Here is a 19,519-nt window from a genome sequence, read left to right as displayed (position 1 = left end):
GATTCTCAGCTGATTCATCGGTTGGCCCGATGGAGTTCTCAGATTGCCGAGGTCTACTTCTTGGCAGACGGGTTGTGGGCTGAGGAGGCAACGGGATGAACGGCAACGAAGGCCAGCAGGGGCCGGCTGACGGACAGCAGGGTCCGACCCCAGGGCAGGGGGCGCCTGCAGGGCAAGGGTCGGCAGCGCAGGGACCGGCTGGAAGCCAGGGGCCGACGGGATGGCCGCCGGCTGCGGGGCAGCAGCAGGGTGCTTGGCAGGCGCCGTACGGGCAACAGCAGTACGGCCAACCGCAGTACGGGCAGGCGCCCTACGGGCAGCCGCAGTACGGGCCGGGGGTGTTCGGGGGTCCGAATCCGCAGTATCAGCAGGGGTTCGGGCAGCCTTGGGGGTACCACCCGATGCCGCCGGCGCCGAAGCGGCGCAAGCGGTTGCCGATGCTGATCGGCGCGCTGAGCCTGGCGACCGCCGCCGTCATCGGATCCGTTGCCTGGGGCATCGACCAGCACGTGGACGGCAACACCTCGAGCCTGTCGTCCTCGATGGACGCCTCCGCCGTGGCCGCGAAGGTCTCGCCCGGTCTGGTGGATGTGAACACCGTGCTCGGCTTCGAAGGCGCTCGCGCCGCCGGCACCGGGATCGTGCTCACCTCGGACGGTGAGATCCTCACCAACCACCACGTGATCGAAGGCGCCACCAAGATCACCGTGACCGACATCGGCAACGGGAAGACGTACGACGCGAGTGTCGTCGGGTACGACGACGCGCACGACATCGCCGTCCTCAAGCTGAAGGACGCCTCCGGGCTCGAGGTCGCCAAGACCGGCGACTCCGACAAGGTCGCGCTCGGCGACCAGGTGGTCGGGATCGGTAACGCGGGCGGCGTCGGCGGGACGCCGAGCTACGCGGCCGGCAAGGTGACCGGGCTGAACCAGGCGATCACCGCGACCGACGAGTCCGGCTCCGACCCGGAGAACCTGACCGGGCTGATCCAGACCGATGCGAACATCCAGGCCGGCGATTCGGGCGGACCGCTGGCCAACGCCAAGGGTGAGGTGATCGGCGTCGACACTGCGGGCGGCAGTGGCAACGGCGGCACCGGTGGCCCGGGCCAGACGGCGTACGGCGACGGCTCGGGAACCGGCGACGGTACCGGCTTCGGCAACGGCCCGGGCAGCGGCTTCGGCAACGGCGAAGGTCAGGGTCAGGGCTTCGGCCAGGGCAACGGCAACGGCCAGGGACAGGGAAACGGTCAGGGCAACGGCCAGGGCACGACCACCCAGGGGTACGCGATCCCGATCAACCAGGCGCTGGACATCGCCGACCAGATCGAGTCCGGCAAGGCCTCCGCGGACGTGCACATCGGTGACTCGGCGATGCTCGGTATCTCGGTCCTCGCCGATCAGGGCATCTCCGGCGCGGTCGTGAACGATGTCGTCGCCGACGGTGCCGCCGACAAGGCCGGCCTCAGCGCCGGTGACGTGATCACCTCCTTCGACGGCAAGATGGTCGACTCCCCGGACACGCTGTCCACGCTGCTCAACCCGCACCACGCCGGCGACAAGGTCCCGGTGACCTGGCAGGACCAGAACGGTGAGTCGCACACCGCGACCATCAGCCTGATGGCCGGCCCGGTCCGCTGAATCTCCGGGCGGCGGGTACCCCACAAGGCCCGCCGCCCGGACCCTCTCCACAACTCCACAGACCCCGGCTCGCGGCGACACCCCCCTTCGCCCGAGCCGGCTGATCGGGTCCGACGCTCACCTACCCCCCTCGGGAGCGCCGGACCCGTTCTCTTGTCCGCAGTCCACGGGATGAACCCGGTGGAGACGGAAGTGAACAGTTGTTTACTATTGAGTGGTAAACAACTGTTCACCGCCGCCCGCGATCTGTGAGGAACTGACGTTGACTGTGAGGCCTGGGGTGCATCCGCGGCTGGTGCTGGCGACGCTCGCGTCGTGCGGCGTACTGGTGGCGGTGATGCAGACGATCGTGGTGCCGTTGCTGCCCCAGCTGCCCGCGCTCACTCATAGCCACCCGTCAGACGTCAGCTGGCTCGTCACCGTCACGCTGCTGACCGGCGCTGTCTTCACTCCGCTGCTCGGCCGGGCCGGTGACATGTACGGCAAACGCCGCGTCCTCCTGATCGCCTTGGCGTCGATGGTTTTCGGGTCGCTGCTCTGTGCGATCAGTTCGCTGCTTCCGCTGCTGATCCTCGGTCGTGCTTTCCAGGGAGCGGCCGTCGCCGTGATCCCGCTCGGCATCAGCATCCTGCGGGACGAGTTGCCGCCCGCGCGAGTGATCCCGTCCATCGCGATCATGAGTTCGACCCTCGGCGTCGGCGCTGCCTTCGGAATCCCTGCGGCGACCCTGGTGGTGCAGTACGCGAACTGGCACACGATGTTCTGGATCTGCCTGGGACTCGGTCTGCTCAACATCGCCGCGGTGCTGCTGATCGTGCCCGAGTCCAAGGTGCGCTCGAGCGGGCGGTTCGACGTACTGGGTGCGTTGGGGTTGAGCGCGTTCCTCGTCTGTCTGCTGCTCGCGGTGTCGAAGGGCAGCGCCTGGGGCTGGGCCTCGACGAGCATCCTCGGCCTGTTCGCCGGCGCTGTCCTGATCGCGATCATCTGGGTCTGGTACGAACGGCGCGTCGGTGCCCCACTCGTCGATCTCGGAGTCTCGGCACGACCGGCCGTACTCTTCACCAACCTCGCCGCTCTGCTGATCGGCTTCGCCTTCTACGCGAACTCCCTGTCCACCGCGCAGCTCGTGCAGGAACCGAAGTCGACCGGCTACGGCCTCGGCGCGTCGATCGTGGTCAGCGGACTCTGCCTGCTGCCGGGTGGTGTCGCGATGGTGATCCTGTCGCCGGTCTCCGCACGACTCTCGGCTGCCCGTGGTCCACGCTTCACGCTGGCCTTCGCGTCCGGGTTGATGGCGACCGGGTACGTCGTACGCCTGTTCACCAGTGAGAACCTGGTCGCGATCGTGGCCGGCGCGACCGTTGTCGCCGCCGGAACAGCGATTGCGTATTCGGCGCTTCCGGCCTTGATCATGCATGCTGTGCCGGTGACCGAAACCGCCGCGGCGAACGGCCTCAACACCTTGATGCGCACGATCGGCCAGGCAGTCTGCAGCGCGATCGTGGCGACAGTGCTGACCAGCATGGTCGCGACCAAGTCCGGGCACACTGCTCCGACACTCAACGCCTACCTGGTCATCTTCGTGATCGCGGGCTGCACGGCGCTGGTCGCGGTCGGCCTCACCTTGCTGATCCCGGCCCGCCGCCGTACTGCGGCCGGCAGTGAGCCCGTGCTGGTCGAAGCGAGCAGCACGTCATGACCGACGCCGGCCGGATGGCGATCTTGAAAGCAGCTCGCAGAGCCTTCGCCAGGCAGCCGTACGCCGCGGTCACGTTGCGCGGGATCGCCAAGGACGCCGGGGTCAGCGCGTCGCTGATCGTGAAGCACTTCAGCGGCAAGGAAGCTCTCTTCGACCGGGTCGCCGACTTCAGCGACGCCGCCACGTTGCTGCTCGACGCACCCGACGGCGAACTCGGCCGGCACGCCGTCGAGACGCTGATCCGCTGGCGGCAGGAGACCGGGACGGACCTGCTGCTGCGGGTGATCTTCGCGATCGGTGTCGGCGACGAACGCGCATTGCTCCGCCGCCGGTTCCACGACCAGGTGATCGAGGCCTTCGCATCCCGGCTCACCGGTGACGACATCGCCGTACGGGCCGAACTGATCGTCGCGCAGTTGCTCGGGCTGGGCGCGGCGATGGCGGTCGACAAAGAGGGCCCGACCGCCAGCGCGACTCCGGCCAAGATCGCCGACCTCTACGCCCCGGGAATCCAGGCGCTCGTCCACTGAGGGAATAACTGCCGGTTTCCCGGCGTCTCATTACCCATCGGGCCGGTCTCAGTCCGTGGGCGGGGATTCTGTTCTGACCCGTCTCGATCAGTAAGATGGGCGCCCAGGTCGAGAGGCGCTGCGACGGACCGGAGGGTTCCGCCACGCTCGGTCTGGGGCAGGACCGATGAAGGGCGCCTCCGGAGACTTTTCTGGAGGGAGCCACGGTGACGGAACGTCAGACCGAATTAAGGAACCTGCTGGACCAGCGGGTGGCGGTCCTGGACGGTGCCTGGGGCACGATGCTGCAAGGCGCGAAGCTGGCCCCCGAGGACTACAAGGGCGACCGGTTCCTCGACCACACCCACGACGTCACCGGTGACCCCGACCTGCTGAACCTGATGCGGCCGGACGTCATCCTCGACGTGCACCGGCAGTACCTGAACGCAGGCGCTGACATCACCACCACCAACACCTTCACCGCGACCAGCATCGGTCAGGCCGACTACGGCCTGCAGTCGCTGGTCCGCGACATGAACGTCGAAGGTGCCCGGCTCGCGCGCCAGGCCGCCGACGAGTTCGGCGGCAGGTTCGTGGCCGGCTCGATCGGCCCGCTGAACGTCACGCTGTCCTTGTCGCCGCGGGTCGAGGACCCGGCGTACCGGGCGGTGTCGTTCGAGCAGGTGAAGGACTCGTACGCCGAGCAGATCGCCGCGCTCAAGGAGGGCGGCGTCGACCTGCTGCTGGTCGAGACCATCTTCGACACCCTGAACTGCAAGGCCGCGATCGCGGCCGCCCGCGAGGTCGCTCCCGAGCTGCCGCTGTGGATCTCGGTCACCATCGTCGACCTGTCCGGGCGGACCCTGTCCGGGCAGACCGTCGAGGCGTTCTGGAGTTCGGTCGAGCACGCGAAGCCACTCGTCGTCGGCGTGAACTGCTCGCTCGGTGCGGCCGAGATGCGCCCGCACGTCGCCGACCTCTCCCGCTTCGCCGACACCTATGTCGCCTCGCACCCGAACGCCGGGCTGCCGAACGCGTTCGGCGGGTACGACGAGACGCCGGACCAGACCGCCGGGATGCTCGGTGAGTTCGCCGAGTCCGGGCTGGTCAACATCGTCGGCGGTTGCTGCGGTACGACGCCGGCGCACATCGCCCAGATCGCCAAGGCGGTCGAGGGGGTCAAGCCGCGCGAGGTCGTCACGCCCGACCACACCACCCGGTTCAGCGGGCTGGAGCCGTTCTCGATCGGTCCGGACATGGGCTTCGTGATGATCGGCGAGCGGACCAACGTGACCGGCTCGGCCCGGTTCCGCCGGCTGATCGAGTCCGACAACTACCAGGCCGCGGTGGACGTCGCGCTGGAGCAGGTGCGCGGTGGTGCCAACCTGCTCGACGTGAACATGGACGCCGACCTGCTCGACAGTGAGCAGGCGATGACCACCTTCCTGAACCTGATCGCGACCGAGCCCGAGGTGGCCCGGATCCCGATCATGATCGACAGCTCGCGCTGGAGCGTGCTCGAGGCCGGCCTGAAATGCGTGCAGGGCAAGGGCGTGGTGAACTCGATCAGCCTGAAGGAGGGCGAGGAGGAGTTCCTCGAGCGGGCCCGCCGGATCATGGACTTCGGCGCGGGCGCGGTCGTGATGGCCTTCGACGAGCAGGGCCAGGCCGACACGGTCGAGCGCAAGGTGGAGATCTGCGGCCGCGCGTACGACCTGCTGACCGGGATCGGCTTCCCGGCCGAGGACATCATCTTCGACCCGAACGTGCTCGCCGTCGCGACCGGGATGTCCGAGCACAACAGCTATGCCAAGAACTTCATCGAGGCTCTGCCGTTGATCAAGGAGCGCTGTCCGGGCGTCCACATCAGCGGCGGGATCTCCAACCTGTCCTTCTCGTTCCGCGGCAACGACATCGTCCGCGAAGCGATGCATTCCTCGTTCCTGTACCACGCCGGCCAGGTCGGCCTGGACATGGGAATCGTCAACGCCGGCCAGCTCGCGGTCTACCAGGACATCCCGGCCGACCTGCTGGAACTGGTCGAGGACGTCATCTTCGACCGCCGCGACGACGCCACCGACCGGCTGGTCGCGTTCGCCGAGAACGTCAAGGGCAAGGGCACCCAGCGCGAGGTCGACCTGTCCTGGCGCGAGGCTCCGGTGGAGGAGCGGCTCTCGCACGCGCTCGTGCACGGCATCGTCGACTTCATCGAGGAGGACACCGAGGAGGCCCGGCAGACCAGGGCCCGGCCGCTCGAGGTGATCGAGGGCCCGCTGATGGACGGCATGAAGATCGTCGGCGACCTGTTCGGGGCCGGCAAGATGTTCCTGCCGCAGGTGGTGAAGAGCGCCCGGGTGATGAAGCGCTCGGTCGCCTACCTCGAGCCGTACATGGAGGCCGAGAAGGAGCTGGCTCGCCAGGAGGGCCGCGCGGAAGCCGTTCGCGGCCAGGGCAAGGTGGTGCTCGCGACCGTGAAGGGCGACGTGCACGACATCGGCAAGAACATCGTCGGGGTGGTGCTCGGCTGCAACAACTACGAGGTGATCGACCTCGGCGTGATGGTGCCGGCCGCGAAGATCCTCGATACGGCGATCGCCGAAGGTGCCGACGCGGTCGGCCTGTCCGGGCTGATCACGCCGTCGCTGGACGAGATGGTTGCGGTCGCCGAGGAGATGCAGCGGCGTGGGCTGAAGCTTCCGTTGCTGGTGGGCGGCGCGACGACCTCGAAGCAGCACACTGCCGTACGCATCGCACCGGCGTACGAGAACACCACCGTGCATGTGCTGGACGCGTCCCGGGTGGTCGGGGTGGTCTCCGACCTGCTCGACGACGACCGGGCGAAAGAGCTTGCCATCAGCAACCATGCGGCCCAGGAGGTCCTCCGCGAGCAGCACGCGAACAAGCAGCGCAAGCCGATCCTGACCGTCGAGGCGGCCCGGGCCAACCGCGAAGAGGTCGACTACGGCGAGCTGCCGGTGCCGGCCTTCACCGGGCTCAAGGTGGTCGAGCCGGATCTGGCGACGCTGCGGGAGATGATCGACTGGCAGTTCCTCTTCCTGGCTTGGGAATTGAAGGGGAAGTACCCGGCGATCCTGGACAACCCGGTTGCCCGGGAGCTGTTCGACGACGCGAACACGATGCTCGACCAGATCATCGCGGACGGCTCCTTCACCGCGAAGGGTGCCTACGGTTTCTGGCCCGCGCACAGCGAGGGCGACGACATCATTCTTGATGGCCAGGACATCTCGTTCCCGATGTTGCGGCAGCAGACCGAGAAGCCGGAAGGGCGCGACAACCGGTGTCTGGCCGACTACATCGCGCCGGCCGGTGATCACCTCGGTGGGTTCGGGGTGGCGATCCACGGGGCCGAGGAGCTGGCCGCGAAGTATGAGGAAGCCAACGACGACTACCGGGCGATCATGGTGAAGGCGCTGGCGGACCGGCTCGCGGAGGCGTTCGCCGAGTGGATCCACCTGGAGGCGCGGAAGGCGTGGTTCGAGCCGGACGCGGAGCCGGAGCTGGCGGACCTGCACGCCGAGCGGTTCCGCGGGATCCGGCCGGCCCTCGGCTACCCGGCGAGCCCGGATCACAGCGAGAAGAAGGAACTCTTCGAGCTGCTCGAGGCGGAGAAGCTGGGCCTCGGGCTGACCGAGTCGTTCGCAATGACTCCGGCGGCTGCCGTCAGTGGCCTGATCTTCGCCAGCCCGGCGGCGCGGTACTTCACCGTCGGCCGGCTCGGCAAGGACCAGATCGAGGACTACGCGAAGCGGCGCAACATGCCGCTGGCCGAGATCGAGCGCTGGCTCCGCCCGAACCTGGCCTACGACCCGGAGTAGGCGCTTACAGTGACGGGATGACGATCACGCTGCGCCCCGCCGAAGCCACCGACGTCGACGCCGTCGCCGCCATCTGGTACTCCGGGTGGTACGACGGCCACCTCGGCAACGTCCCCGACGAACTGGTGGCGCACCGGACCAAGGAGCACTTCTTGACCGGGGTTCCGGACCGGATCCCCACCATCACCGTCGCGGTCGCCGACCCGCCGCTCCCGGATCCCGCCGGTGCCGGCTCCGGTGGGGAGGTTGCCGGGTTCGTGATCGTTCTCGGCGATCAGGTCGATCAGGTCTATGTCGCCGCCGGCCATCGCGGCTCGGGCGTCGCAGGGGTCCTGATCGCCGAGGCCGAACGGCAGGTCAAGGCGAACGGGCACGACGAGGCCTGGCTCGCGGTGGCGACGGGTAATGCGCGTGCCCGCCGGTTCTACGAACGCAGCGGCTGGACCGATGCGGGCGCCTTCGACTATCCCGTAGGAACGGAGAGCGGCACGATCCCGGTGCCCTGCCACCGGTATACCAAGCAGGTCTGATGTTCCTGGAGCGCGGCCCGCTGGTGGCGTCCCTGCGGGAGATCCGGTCCGGGGCGATGGTCTTCGTCGCGGGCGAGGCAGGCATCGGCAAGACCTCGCTGATCCGGGAGTTCTGCGCGACGCTGCCGGCCGCAACGACCGTCCGCTACGGCTTCTGCGACGCCCTCGGTACGCCGCGCGCCCTCGGCCCACTGCACGACATCGCGCGCGGCACCCCGGAACTCGCCGGCTTGCTGGCGACCAGCACCGACCGGCACGCGATCTTCACCGCCTTCCTGGACTCGCTCGGCCGATCCGTCGTCGTGGTGGAAGACGCGCACTGGGCCGACGAGGCGACGCTCGATCTCCTGCTCTTCGTCGGCCGCCGGATCAGCGACCGCGAGGCGCTGGTCATCGTCACCTACCGTTCCGAGGAGGTCGGCCGGGACCACCCGCTCCGCCGCGTCCTCGGCGACCTGGCAACAGCCCCGTCCGTACGCCGGTTGCAGGTGCCCGCGCTCACCCGGGAAGCCGTTGCCACGCTGGCCGAACCGCTGGGCCGCAAGGGCGACGACTTGTTCGCGGTGACCGGCGGGAACCCCTTCTTCGTCACGGAAGTGCTCAGTGCGCCCAGCGACGAGTTGCCCGCGACCGTGCGCGACGCGGTACTGGCAAGGGCTGCGCGGTTGAGTCCGGCGGCTCGGGCTGCGCTCGATGTGGTCTCGCTGGTTCCGGACCGGGCTGAGATCGCGTTGGTGGATGCGGGCGGGCTCGAGGAGTGTGTCGAGGCTGGAATGCTTTTGCTGGAAGGGCGTTCGGTGCGGTTCCGGCACGAGCTTGCTCGGCGCGCCGTGGAGTCCGACGTACCGGCTGTGCGGGTGCCTGTCCTGCATGGGCAGATCCTCGACTACCTGGCCGGCGTTGATGAGGTCGATCCCGCGCGGCTCTCGTATCACGCGGAAGCCGCGGGGGACCGGGCCGCGGTTCTGGAGCATGCGCCGGTTGCGGCGAGGCGAGCGGCGAAGTTGGGTGCGCATCGGCAGGCTGCTGCTCACTACGCCAGAGCTGTCCGGCACGCCGACAGTGCTCCGATCGCTGTGCAGGCTGAGCTTTGGGAGCGGCACGGCGAGTCCTCGGACGACAGCGGTGATCTGGCCGTGAGCATTCAGTCCTCTCAACGGGCGGCGGAGTTGTGGGGTCGGATCGGCGAGGTCGATCGGCAGGGTGCGACGATGGCGCGCTGCGCACACGCACTCTGGAAGTCTGGGCGCAATGCGGAGGCGCATGCATTGGCCCGGGAAAGTGTTGCCCTGTTGGAGAAACGGCCACCCGGACCGGCGCTGGCTCAGGCACAGGCGGCGATGGCCCGGCTGCTGATGTTGGGTCGCGATATGCAAGGGGCCATCGCGCTGGGGACGACGGCGATCGAGTACGCCCGGCAGTTCGGAGATGACCGGACGCTCGGACGCGCGCTGAATTCGGTCGGCAGCGCGCATTGGCTGATGGATGCGGAGCGGGCGGTCTCGTTGCTGGAGGACAGCCTGGCGATCGCTACGAAGGCCGAGGACGATTCCGGCGCCGCCCAGGCGATGATGAATCTCGGCTCGGGAGCCGGAGAGGTCCGCCGGTATGCCTTGGCCGACCACTGGTTGACGCGAGCAGCCGAGTGGTGCGCTGCTCGCGACTTGGACTCGTCGTTGAGCTACTCGCTTGCCTGGCGGTCGCGGACCATGTTCGAGCAGGGCCACTGGAGCCAGGCCACCGCGCTGGCGGACCAGGTGATCACCGAACACCGCCAGCACGTGCCTTCGCAGATCGTGGTCAACACGGTGCTCGGACGCTTGCGCGCTCGTCGGGGTGATCCGGACCCAGAGACTCCACTCCTGCGGGCTTGGGAGCTCGCCGTCCAGACTGGTGACCTGCAACGGCTCTGGCCGGCCGCGGCTGCTCGGGCCGAACATGCTTGGCTACAAGGCCGGAACGACGCGATAGAAGGGCTTGTCGCCGACACCTACGAACTCTCGCTGGAGCTCCAACACCCCTGGGCAGTCGGCGAGCTCGGCTCATGGCTCCGTACTACGGGCGAGCTAGTCGAGCTGCCCGACTTTGTGGCTGAGCCCTACAAGAACAGCTCTCTTTGGCGAGAGCTCGGCTGCCCCTACGAAGCTGCGTTGGCTCTGACAGAACTCGCTGATCCCTCGCAACAGATCGCCGGGCTCCAGGAGCTCCAGCAGCTGGGTGCTTGGCCAGCCGCGGAGCTGGTGGCACGCCGGTTGCGGCAGAACGGCGTACAGGGTCTGCCTCGTCGGCCGCGTGGGGCCAGCCGGGAAAACCCTGCGAATCTGACGGCGCGCGAAACCGAAGTACTGGCTTTGCTGGCCGAAGATCTGACCAATGCGGAGATCGGCTCCCGGCTCCATATCTCACCCAAGACGGTCGACCATCATGTGTCGTCGATCCTGGGCAAGCTCGGCGTACCGACCCGGCAAGAGGCTGCTCGAAGATGGGGAGCCGGCGGCTGAAGATGGGGAGGTGCTCCCCATGGCTGCCCGGCTCAGACCCGGCAGAGTCGAGGTCAGAAGGCGATGGACGCCTTCGCTCGATGAAAGGACCTGTTATGACTCGCTATCTGGTGGAGCGGAGCTTTCCGGAAGGGCTGGAGATCCCGACCGACGACCGGGGCGTGAAGGCGTGCCTGAACGTCGTGGACGGGAACGCGCAGCACGGGGTCACCTGGGTGCACTCGTACGTCTCGCCGGACCACAAGGCGACGTACTGCATCTACGACGGCCCCAACCCGGAGGCGATCCGGCTGGCCGCCGAAACCAACGGCCTCCCGGTCACCAAGATCACCGAGGTCCGGGTCCTCGACCCGTACTTCTACCACTGACCGAGCCCTGGTTTACGTCCGAAGAAGTGGAGTACACGTCCCTCCACTTCTTCGGACGCAAGCGCCTGTCGCCGTGCAGCGGAGAGTTCTGGTGCGGCGGCGCCAGGTGACGACGTGCGGAGGATTCCCCCCGAGTTGGGGGTGGGTGCGGGATCTTCGGCTGGGTGCGGGGTTAGTTTGCTTCTGCAAGCACTCCCGTTCTTGGAGAGGTCATCATGTTCAACCGTTCCTGGCGCCGCCCGCTGCTCATCGGTACCGCCGCCGTGGCCGTCGCCGCCGTCGTCGGTGGGGTCGCGTATTCGGCCGGGGTCGCCACCCAGCAGCCGGCCATCCAGACCTCGACGCCGCGGTCGGAGCACCAGATCACCAACATCGACGTACTGCGGCAGCAGATCCGCAACTACTACGGTGACCCGCTCGGCTCCGGCACCTTCGGCGCGGACAGCAACTACGCCAAGGAGGCGACGTCGGTCGCCAAGCAGGGCAAGCACTGGCTGGCGAGCCGGCACCACACCCGCGGTACCAAGGCGATCCTCCTCGACGTCGACGACACCTCGCTGGCGACCTGGAACTACGAGATCGCCAGCAACTGGGCGTTCAACCCCACCACCAACGGCCAGTTCGTCACCGAGCAGCGGTTCCCGGCCGTCCCGGGCATGGTCGACCTGGTGAAGTCGGCCGAGCGCGAGGGCTACGCGATCTTCTTCCTGACCGGCCGTGGCGCGGCGCAGGAAGCGGCGACGCTCGGCAACCTGACCGAGGACGGGATCGGCGTCGACGCCGGCTATCCGAAGCCGACCACCCTGCGCAACGGTGAGGACGGCCTGTTCACCAAGCCGGCTCTGGCCAACTACCCGGACTATCTGAAGACCGCCTGTGCGGCCGACCCGAACGGCGCCTGCACGACGATCCACTACAAGTCGGCGACCCGCGCGCACATCGAGTCGCTCGGCTACGACATCGTCGCCAACTTCGGCGACCAGTTCAGCGACCTCAAGGGCGGCTTCGCGGACCGGACCTTCAAGCTCCCGAACCCGAACTACTACCTGCCGTAACTCAGTACGCCGGGAGTTCCGGCTTGGCGTTCACGCGTCCGACGAGCTCCCGGCGGCTGCGCACGCCCACCTTCGCGAAGATCGACTTCAGGTGGCTCTGCACGGTGTGCGGCGAGACGAACAGCTGCGCCGCGATCTCCGCCGTACCGCAGCCTTGGAGTACCAGCTCGGTCAGCTCCCGCTCGCGATTGGTCAGCCCGTACGCCGCGGAGATGAGCGGCGCGATCGCCGGCACCGAAGCGGCCTGTACGACGACCGCGACCCGCTGATCCCAGGAATCCCCGTGGGTCGCCGGCGCGGCATGGATCTCGATCCAGCGCCCCGAATCACCCATCACCCGGGCGTTCGCCTCCGAACCGGTCTTGCGCACCCGCTCGGCCAGCGCCAGTACTTCGAACGGCAGCGGATCCCGGTCCGGCTGCCCCTCGAAACCGAACTCCCGCAGCCAGTTCCGCACCGGCGGCGTATCGGACTCGACGCTCCGATCGCTGCCGATCACGATGACGCCAGGCCAGAGATCCGCACTCGGTCCGGCCGCTCGCGCATGGACTCCCGCGGCCCGGAACGCCCGCCCGAGCAACGGCGAGAGGTGATGGGCGAAGTCCCGCTCCTCGGCGGTGAAGTCGTTCGGCGCCTCGCGGAAGAAGGCGACGCAGCCCCAGCCGGCGCCGTCGACCACGAAGGAGGCCCGCAGCTCGCCCAGCATGTTCTCGGGCTCCATCAACTCGCGATAGCGCCGGCTGAGCCGCAGATCGCCGCCGGTCTCCTCACTCAGTACGCCGCTGTGCCGCCGCCGCTGGGTGAGCTCGACGAAGCTGTTGTAGTCGCCGGCCAGGTAGGCGACCTCGGCGGTGGTCGCATTCGGCTCGGGCATCGACTCGATCGCGAAACTGGTCTCGATCAATGAGGTGGGATCCATCGCGTGCCAGCAGGCGGCATCGCGGGGCAGGGCGCCGGCCAGGATGCGGCCGGCCTCGTCGAAGAGGTCCGGCAACGCCAGCTTCGCATCCGCGAGCAGCGCCACCCGGTCGTAAGCACGGACTCGCGTGGCATGGTTCACCTCTCGATGGTCACATGCGACCGGGTCCCGGCAGAACCCCATAAATGTGGCATAGCCGATGGGTTGCGCGATCCGTAGGGTCTTTGCCAACGACAACTACTGGGGGATTCAGTCATGCCTGATGCGAAAACCGTCTTCGGAGCCGTTGACAGCAAGGATCTGGACGCGATGCGGGCGATGCTTGCCGAGAATGCGCGCTTCGTGATGGGGAACAACGATCCGCTGATCGGCAAGGACGCGGTGATGGTCGGGAACGCCGGGTTCTTCACGATGATCCAGGGATCGCGGCACGAAGTACTGCACGAATGGGCAGTCGGTGCGGCGACGATCGCCGAGACCGAGGTGACCTACCAGCGGCTGGACGGCAAAGAGGTCACCGTCCCCGCGGTCACGATCTGGGAGGTCGATGAGGCCGGCCTGATCACCAACCTCCGCATCTACGCCGACCAGACTCCGTTGTTTGCCAGCTGAAAACTAGCGGGGGAGTAGGCCGTACAAGAGGGCATTCAGGCTTTGGGTCATGGCTGGTTCGAACTCGATGCGGAGGGCGGCGAGGGACGGGTCGGCCTCGTAGGCGGCGCGGATGGCTGGGCCGGCGCAGGCGTGGCTCCAGATCGCGCCGGCCAGCAGCGCCGCCGTGGAGATGAACTGCGCCGCGCCCTCCTCGCCGAGCTCCGGCAGGGCGCCGCGCACCACCTCGATCATCCGCCGGAAGTGCCCCACCGTCGCACGCTTGAACGTCAGCGCCATCTCGGCGGAGATGTTGTGCTCCAGCACCGCCGCCTGCGCGCTGACCAGATCGCACAAGACCGGCCGCGCCTTCAGCGTCTCGACGACGACGGCCGTCAACTGCTCGCCACGCTCCGCCACGGACGCGGCCGGAGCCACCGTGGCCAGCCCGTCGGCCAGCGACTGGACCCACGCCGCAGTCTGCGTGTCGACGAGTTCGAGCAGCACCGCCTCGCGGGACTCGAAGTAGTTCAGCACGTTCGACTTCGCCAGCCCGACCCGGCGGCTCAGCTCGTTCAGGCTGAGCTGGGCGACCGGCATCTCGGTCAGCATCGTCTCGGCGGTGGCCAGGATGGTCCGCCGCCGCTCCGCGCGCTGTTCCTCGCTCCGGGCCCGTTGAAACGTCATGCCGACATCTTACAGACCGACGGTCTATTGTCATCAGACCATCGGTCTGATAGCTTCCTTTGTAACAGACCAGCAGTCTTTTACTAAGGAGCAAGCTCATGTACGTCGTTCCCGACCAGACCGGCAAGTACGCCGTCGTCACCGGCGCGAACAGTGGCACCGGCAAGGAGACGGCCAAGCGACTCGCGGCCGCCGGAGCTCACGTAGTACTGGCTGTTCGGACCGTCTCGAAGGGTGAGGCGGCGCGCGACGAGATCCTTGCTGCTCATCCGGAGGCGAAGCTCGAGGTACGCCGGATCGATCTGGCCGACCTCGCGTCGGTGGAGGAGTTCGCGGCCGGGATGATCGCGGACGGCAAACCGCTGGACCTGCTCGTCAACAACGCGGGCGTGATGATCCCGCCGAGCCGGATGCTGACCAAGGACGGCTTCGAGCTGCAGTTCGGCAGCAACTTCCTCGGCCCGTTCGCGCTGACGGTGCGGCTGCTCCCGTTGCTGCTCGCCGCCCCCGCGCCGCGCGTTGCGACGATGAGCAGCGGTGTCGCGAACCGGGGGAAGATCCAGTTCGACGACCTCCAGTGGGAGAACCGCTACCGGTCGACGAGTGCCTACGCGCAGTCCAAGCTCGCCGACCTGATGTTCAGCCACCAGCTTGCCGCGATCGCGGCCGAGCGAGGCTGGAACCTGCTGAGTACTGCGGCCCACCCCGGCTACACCAAGACCAACCTGCAGTCCGCCGGTGCGAGTCTGGGGCGCGACAAGCTGCCCGGCTGGTATGCGTTCCTCACGCGCCACAACCCGATCCCGAAGCAGGGTGTCGAGGTCGGCGCCGAACCGCTCCTCTACGCCGCCACCGCTCCCGACGTACAGCCCGGCTCGTACTACGGCCCGAGTGGCTTCATGGAGATGACCGGGCCGAGCAAAAAGGTCAACTCCCCGGCCCGTGCTCTCGACCCTCGTGCCAACACCCGCCTCTGGCTCGAAGCCGAACGCCTCACCGGCGTCGCCCTCCCGGCATCGTCGCCGAACACCGTTATTTCGCCCGCTGCCGAGCTATAAACGTGGAAGCGGACGAATATCGCGGCAGCGGCTTCGGCGAATCTATGCTGCTGAGATGGACGTCTGGTCGAGCGGGGAGATCTACGAGTCGTACGTCGGGCGCTGGAGTCGCAAGGTCGCTGCTGAGTTCGTCAGCTGGCTGGACCAGCCGCCGGGACTGCGCTGGCTCGATGTCGGCTGCGGCACCGGCGCGCTGACCAGCACGATCCTCGGTACGGCGAACCCGGCCGCCGTGGTCGGCATCGATCCGTCGCCGGCCTTCCTCGACCATGCGCGGCAGACCGTGCAGGACGAGCGGGTGCGGTTCGAAGTCCGCGGTGCCGAGGATCTGCCGGATGAATCCTTCGACGTGATCGTCGCCGGGCTCGTCCTCAACTTCGTGCCGGACCGCAGCGGCGCGCTCCGCCGGATGCGGGAACTCGGCCAAACCGTCGCCGTCTACGTCTGGGACTACGCGGGCGAGATGCAGCTGATGCGGTACTTCTTCGACGGCATGATCGCCCTCCGGCCGCAGGACAGCGCCCATGACGAGGGTGCTCGCTTCCCCTTCTGTACGGCGGAGGGCCTTGAAAAGCTCTTCGCCGAGGCCGGCTTCAACGACGTGACCACCCGCGCCATCGTCGTACCGACTGTCTTCGAATCCTTCGACGACTACTGGAACCCGTTCCTCGGTGGGCAAGGGCCGGCGCCGGCCTATCTGCGTTCGCTCGACGAAGCGGCTCAGGTCGAGCTGCGGGACGAGGTGCGGTCCCGGCTGCCGATCGCTGCGGACGGTTCGATCTCCCTGACCGCACGAGCCTGGGCTGCTCGCGGAAACTAGGTCCAATCGGAACGTAGCAGGCCGAAGAAGAGGTCGTCGGTCCATTCGCCCTTGAACCAGGTGTTGGACAGGCGGAGGCCTTCGTCGCGGAAACCCAGTCGTCGGAGCAGGGCTGCCGAAGCGAGGTTGCGGGCATCGCACTCGGCCGAGACGCGGTGCAGGTTGCGCTCGACGAACAGATGGTTGAGCAACCCGCGCACCGCTTCGGTGGCATACCCTTTGCCCTGGTACGCCGGTGCGAGGGTGAACCCGATCTCGGCCTGCATCAGGTTCTCGTGCAGATTCAGCCCGATGTCCCCGATGAGTTCGCCGTCCAGGTCGATCGCGTACTGGAACCACCCGGCCGCCAGCGGATCGCCCTCGCCGAAGCGCCTCGCCGCGGCCGTCGCCTTCTCCAAGCTGAACGGTGCGTCCCAGGACTGGTAGCGGGCAACCTCCGGCACCGACCGGTACGCCGAGAAGGCCGCCGCGTCCTCGGGCCGGAACCGGCGCAAGGTCAGCCGCTCAGTGGTGACGAACATGCGGCCATCATGTCAAAGCGGCGCGATCGGCTACGTACTTCTACCGAGGGGTCGCGGTGGGCGACCGGAGCGAAGGAGTGGGCCGGTGAAGTACTTACTGATCCTGCAGGCCGATACACGAGCGCTGGACGATCTGACGGAGGCGGAGCGGGCGTCGGTCCGCCGCGGCCATGACGAGTTCCGCCGGACCACCGAAGAGGCCGGTGAACTGGTCAGCACGCAGGCCCTCGCCGATCCCACCACCAGCACGGTCATCGCGGCCGATGGGATCCGCCCCGGCCCGTTCCAGCCGACCTCGATCGGCGGCTACTACCTCGTCGATGTCGAGTCGAAGGCCCGCGCGCTCGAACTCGCGGACCTTCTCCCCGACACGAGGATCGACGGCCTGGCAGTCGAGATCCGTCCGGTGATGCTCGCCGCCGGTGCCGATTACTAGATTCGGACCGTCAGCGTTTTGCTCGCCCCCGCCGCGCCGGTGACGTCGGCGCTGATGGTGAGTCCGAGCAGGGTACGGACCGCGGCGACTCCTTCGTCGGCGCGGACAACCTTTGCCCCAGGCAAGAACATGCGCAGGCTGACGGAGGTTGCCAGTTGGGTGGGATCGGAGACGGCGATGTCGATCTCGCGACCACGCACGCGCCGGATCACCGAGCAAGGCGTCTCCGCGGTCAGCTCGGCGATCCGGTCCGCCTTCCAGAAGTTGGCCATCAGCAGCTCGCCCACCAGGAGCGCCTGGACGTCGGCCGTATTGCGGAGCACCAACAGGCCGGAGTACTGCGCAAGCTGCTTGGTGCGAGCCGCCGATGCGCCCGGCGCAATGAGATAGCCGTACGCCGCGGCGCTCGGGTCGACCCCGTGGTCGAGCCACATCGTCAGGTAGCGCCGGGTGATCGGGGGAGTCGGGCCGCCGGTGTTGATGTCGCGCCAGGCGCCCGTGCGTTCCTCGCGCTTGAGTTGCAGGGTCGGGCTGCCGTTGAGGAAGACGTAGCCGCCGACGCCGTCCAGGTGAGCCCAGCGTGCGTCGACCGAGGTCGAGTCGCCGAGGTTCGGAACCTGGGGAATCCCGTTCACAGTAAGAGCATTCGTGCCGGTGCTGTGCAGATTGCGGTTCTCGACGATCGTCTCGACGGGATACCCGCTGGTGCCGGTGATGCCGGCGCCGAGCGCCACGACGTACTCGTCGAGACAGAACCAGGACTTGCGGGCACGCATCGGTGAGACCGGACCTTGGAGGTCCTGGCCGATCGCCGCGTAGCCGTCCAGGGTGCTGCCGCCGACCCAGGTCGTGGTGGGTCGCGCCGCACCCCACTCGCCACCGGCCTTAGGTGCCAATGGCAACTTGTCGACAGTGGTGCCGGGGAGACGGTAGCGGTCGACGGTCGGCCAGAACGCGTCGGCGTACTGGCCGTTGTCGCTGTCGTAGAGATACGTCATGCCGGAGCCGCTGTGGTAGCCCTGGTCGTTCTCGCCGTTGCCGCACTCGTACCAGGCGATCCGTTGGCTGGCCATCGAGATCGAGTAGGCCCAGCCGGACCGGCGGTGGATGGACCGGTCGATGCTCGCGAACAGGGTGTGGCTCTCGCGCTCGGGTGCCGGGGTGACGCCTTTGAGGCTCTTGATGAGCGCAGTGCGCGGGATGCTGGCGACGGCGAGCACGTTGCCGAAGGTGTCACGCTGCACCCAGCCGGCGACCGCGGCCCGCCATTGGGCGGCTAGCGTCGAGTCCACACCGTTGGCCAGCCGGAGAATTGCTTCCATGGCGGTGTAGCCGTCGTCGTGGTCTGAGGCGTTGTAGCGGGAGACCGCACGGCCGCGGACGAAGTCCATCATCCGCGCGTTGTGAACGACCGGCAGATAGGACTTCGCGACCGAGTCGAATAGGATCTGCCGCTTGGGGTCGGTGACCGCCCAGGGCGAATTCGCCAGCAGGGCAAGGAGTTTTCCGATCCCGCTGAGCAGGACGTGCCCGTAGGTGCCGGTGTAGGCGACCCAGGTGTGCTGCACGAACGAACCGTCACGATAGAACCCGTCGCCGGTCGTCACGTACTGCCAGACGTCACTGAGTCCGTCGCGCGCGTGGACGAGTTTCGCTTCGTCCTCGGTGATCAGCGAGCGCACGATGATCGCCTGGCAGAGGTCGACCCGGTTCGCGCCGGTCGAGACGATCGGCCCGCGCTCGGGCGGGAACATCTGATAGGGATCCGGGACGAAGTGGTCGATCGCCGCGCAGTACAACTCCCGGGTCGCCGCCGGCAGTTCGTCGTACAGGATGACCATGATGTTCGCGAGCGGCCGGGTGGCGCCGATCTCCCACGACCACCAGTTGCCGAACTCGACCTTGGTGGTGTTGTAGACGAGCTGGTTCATCGACTCCAGCGCAGCCTGTACGTCGGCCAGCAGCGCGGCGTCGCCGTGGTACTGCGAACCGGGGGTGGCCCAGGCGGTGGCCCACTGCTCGAGCCGGACGTAGGTGTTCGGGATCGACGGATCCGCGGTCAACGGCTGATCGGTGAAGACGAGCTTTCTGGTCGTACTGCGGTCGAGCTTCGCCAGCGACGACTTCACGGCGGTGTCCAGACGGGTCAGCGCGGCGGCGTAGTCCGGATCGGCCGGGTCGATCGCTGCGCTGCCGGTGAGGTCGGCGGCCCATTTGGCGCGCAGGGCTGCGAAGTCGGCCGGGGCCGCGAAGGCGGCGGTCGGGAGGTCGAGGGTGAGGGCCGCGGCTGCGGCCGTCGTACCGGCCAGGAAGGTGCGTCGTTTCACGGGGGCTCCTGCGGCGGGG

Annotated in this window: 16 protein-coding genes; 12 read left to right on the top strand and 4 right to left on the bottom strand. The window is 67.8% G+C overall.

Annotated features, from left to right (window positions below; all coding sequences use genetic code 11):
- Positions 1-95 precede the first annotated feature (95 nt).
- The 8 genes from ABZ004_RS26405 (at position 96) to ABZ004_RS26370 (ending at position 12,141) form a co-directional block, all read left to right on the top strand.
- Positions 96-1,643, top strand: coding sequence for a trypsin-like peptidase domain-containing protein (locus ABZ004_RS26405; protein WP_355683735.1), 1,548 nt, complete (start codon positions 96-98; stop codon positions 1,641-1,643).
- A 268-nt stretch (positions 1,644-1,911) separates the two neighbouring features.
- Entirely contained in the window at positions 1,912-3,342 is a 1,431-nt protein-coding gene (locus tag ABZ004_RS26400) for an MFS transporter (RefSeq protein WP_355683818.1), read from the top strand.
- Complete coding sequence (locus tag ABZ004_RS26395; RefSeq protein WP_355683734.1) at positions 3,339-3,872, top strand: TetR family transcriptional regulator; 534 nt, start codon at positions 3,339-3,341, stop codon at positions 3,870-3,872. The genes ABZ004_RS26400 and ABZ004_RS26395 overlap by 4 nt, the downstream gene beginning before the upstream one ends.
- 206 nt (positions 3,873-4,078) lie before the next feature.
- Positions 4,079-7,687 carry a methionine synthase gene (gene metH, locus ABZ004_RS26390; RefSeq protein WP_355683733.1) on the top strand — a complete coding sequence of 1,203 codons (3,609 nt, stop codon included), beginning with the start codon at positions 4,079-4,081 and terminating at the stop codon, positions 7,685-7,687.
- A gap of 17 nt (positions 7,688-7,704) precedes the next feature.
- Entirely contained in the window at positions 7,705-8,217 is a 513-nt protein-coding gene (locus tag ABZ004_RS26385) for a GNAT family N-acetyltransferase (protein ID WP_355683732.1), read from the top strand.
- Positions 8,217-10,718 carry a LuxR C-terminal-related transcriptional regulator gene (locus ABZ004_RS26380; protein ID WP_355683731.1) on the top strand — a complete coding sequence of 834 codons (2,502 nt, stop codon included), beginning with the start codon at positions 8,217-8,219 and terminating at the stop codon, positions 10,716-10,718. The genes ABZ004_RS26385 and ABZ004_RS26380 overlap by 1 nt, the downstream gene beginning before the upstream one ends.
- Positions 10,719-10,813: 95 nt before the next feature.
- Complete coding sequence (locus tag ABZ004_RS26375; RefSeq protein WP_355683730.1) at positions 10,814-11,086, top strand: DUF4242 domain-containing protein; 273 nt, start codon at positions 10,814-10,816, stop codon at positions 11,084-11,086.
- Between the two features lie 215 nt (positions 11,087-11,301).
- Entirely contained in the window at positions 11,302-12,141 is an 840-nt protein-coding gene (locus ABZ004_RS26370) for an HAD family acid phosphatase (RefSeq protein ID WP_355683729.1), read from the top strand.
- A 1-nt stretch (position 12,142) separates the two neighbouring features.
- Here the strand turns inward: ABZ004_RS26370 and ABZ004_RS26365 are convergent, their stop codons facing one another.
- On the bottom strand, positions 12,143-13,201 hold the full coding sequence (locus ABZ004_RS26365; RefSeq protein WP_355683728.1) for a helix-turn-helix transcriptional regulator: 1,059 nt from the start codon (positions 13,199-13,201) through the stop codon (positions 12,143-12,145).
- Positions 13,202-13,315: 114 nt separating this feature from the next.
- On the opposite strand from ABZ004_RS26365, the gene ABZ004_RS26360 reads away from it, so the two are divergent.
- Positions 13,316-13,672: a nuclear transport factor 2 family protein gene (locus ABZ004_RS26360; protein WP_355683727.1), complete on the top strand. Its 357-nt coding sequence runs from the start codon at positions 13,316-13,318 to the stop codon at positions 13,670-13,672.
- Between the two features lie 3 nt (positions 13,673-13,675).
- Here ABZ004_RS26360 and ABZ004_RS26355 read toward each other — a convergent pair whose 3' ends face one another.
- Positions 13,676-14,338: a TetR family transcriptional regulator gene (locus ABZ004_RS26355; RefSeq protein ID WP_355683726.1), complete on the bottom strand. Its 663-nt coding sequence runs from the start codon at positions 14,336-14,338 to the stop codon at positions 13,676-13,678.
- A gap of 98 nt (positions 14,339-14,436) precedes the next feature.
- Between ABZ004_RS26355 and ABZ004_RS26350 the strand changes: the two genes are divergently transcribed.
- Both ABZ004_RS26350 and ABZ004_RS26345 read left to right on the top strand, forming a co-directional pair.
- Complete coding sequence (locus tag ABZ004_RS26350) at positions 14,437-15,396, top strand: SDR family oxidoreductase (protein WP_355683725.1); 960 nt, start codon at positions 14,437-14,439, stop codon at positions 15,394-15,396.
- A gap of 55 nt (positions 15,397-15,451) precedes the next feature.
- Positions 15,452-16,216, top strand: a complete 765-nt coding sequence (locus tag ABZ004_RS26345; protein WP_355683724.1) for a methyltransferase domain-containing protein — start codon at positions 15,452-15,454, stop codon at positions 16,214-16,216.
- Here ABZ004_RS26345 and ABZ004_RS26340 read toward each other — a convergent pair.
- Entirely contained in the window at positions 16,213-16,737 is a 525-nt protein-coding gene (locus ABZ004_RS26340; protein ID WP_355683723.1) for a GNAT family protein, read from the bottom strand. The genes ABZ004_RS26345 and ABZ004_RS26340 overlap by 4 nt on opposite strands.
- An 85-nt stretch (positions 16,738-16,822) precedes the next feature.
- Here ABZ004_RS26340 and ABZ004_RS26335 point away from each other — a divergent pair, with 85 nt between their 5' ends.
- Positions 16,823-17,173 carry a YciI family protein gene (locus tag ABZ004_RS26335; protein WP_355683722.1) on the top strand — a complete coding sequence of 117 codons (351 nt, stop codon included), beginning with the start codon at positions 16,823-16,825 and terminating at the stop codon, positions 17,171-17,173.
- On the opposite strand, the gene ABZ004_RS26330 is transcribed toward ABZ004_RS26335, so the two are convergent.
- The gene (locus ABZ004_RS26330; protein ID WP_355683721.1) at positions 17,170-19,500 is read right to left on the bottom strand and encodes a polysaccharide lyase 8 family protein; all 2,331 of its coding nucleotides are present in this window, start codon (positions 19,498-19,500) and stop codon (positions 17,170-17,172) included. The two genes, ABZ004_RS26335 and ABZ004_RS26330, sit on opposite strands and share 4 nt — an antisense overlap.
- Positions 19,501-19,519: the final 19 nt, after the last annotated feature.

The organism is Kribbella sp. NPDC006257 (genome assembly GCF_040613535.1).
Classification (GTDB): domain Bacteria; phylum Actinomycetota; class Actinomycetes; order Propionibacteriales; family Kribbellaceae; genus Kribbella.
The sequence above is the reverse complement of the archived record's forward strand: the minus strand, read 5'-3'. Positions and strand labels throughout refer to the sequence as shown.

Bases quoted from the DNA above. Each gene is read 5' to 3' on its own strand.
- ABZ004_RS26405 (WP_355683735.1), top strand. From the start codon at position 96: ATGAACGGCAACGAAGGCCAGCAGGGGCCGGCTGACGGACAGCAGGGT.
- ABZ004_RS26395 (WP_355683734.1), top strand. From the start codon at position 3,339: ATGACCGACGCCGGCCGGATGGCGATCTTGAAAGCAGCTCGCAGAGCC.
- ABZ004_RS26385 (WP_355683732.1), top strand. From the start codon at position 7,705: ATGACGATCACGCTGCGCCCCGCCGAAGCCACCGACGTCGACGCCGTC.
- ABZ004_RS26380 (WP_355683731.1), top strand. From the start codon at position 8,217: ATGTTCCTGGAGCGCGGCCCGCTGGTGGCGTCCCTGCGGGAGATCCGG.
- ABZ004_RS26375 (WP_355683730.1), top strand. From the start codon at position 10,814: ATGACTCGCTATCTGGTGGAGCGGAGCTTTCCGGAAGGGCTGGAGATC.
- ABZ004_RS26370 (WP_355683729.1), top strand. From the start codon at position 11,302: ATGTTCAACCGTTCCTGGCGCCGCCCGCTGCTCATCGGTACCGCCGCC.
- ABZ004_RS26360 (WP_355683727.1), top strand. From the start codon at position 13,316: ATGCCTGATGCGAAAACCGTCTTCGGAGCCGTTGACAGCAAGGATCTG.
- ABZ004_RS26355 (WP_355683726.1), bottom strand. From the start codon at position 14,338: ATGACGTTTCAACGGGCCCGGAGCGAGGAACAGCGCGCGGAGCGGCGG.
- ABZ004_RS26350 (WP_355683725.1), top strand. From the start codon at position 14,437: ATGTACGTCGTTCCCGACCAGACCGGCAAGTACGCCGTCGTCACCGGC.
- ABZ004_RS26345 (WP_355683724.1), top strand. From the start codon at position 15,452: ATGGACGTCTGGTCGAGCGGGGAGATCTACGAGTCGTACGTCGGGCGC.
- ABZ004_RS26340 (WP_355683723.1), bottom strand. From the start codon at position 16,737: ATGTTCGTCACCACTGAGCGGCTGACCTTGCGCCGGTTCCGGCCCGAG.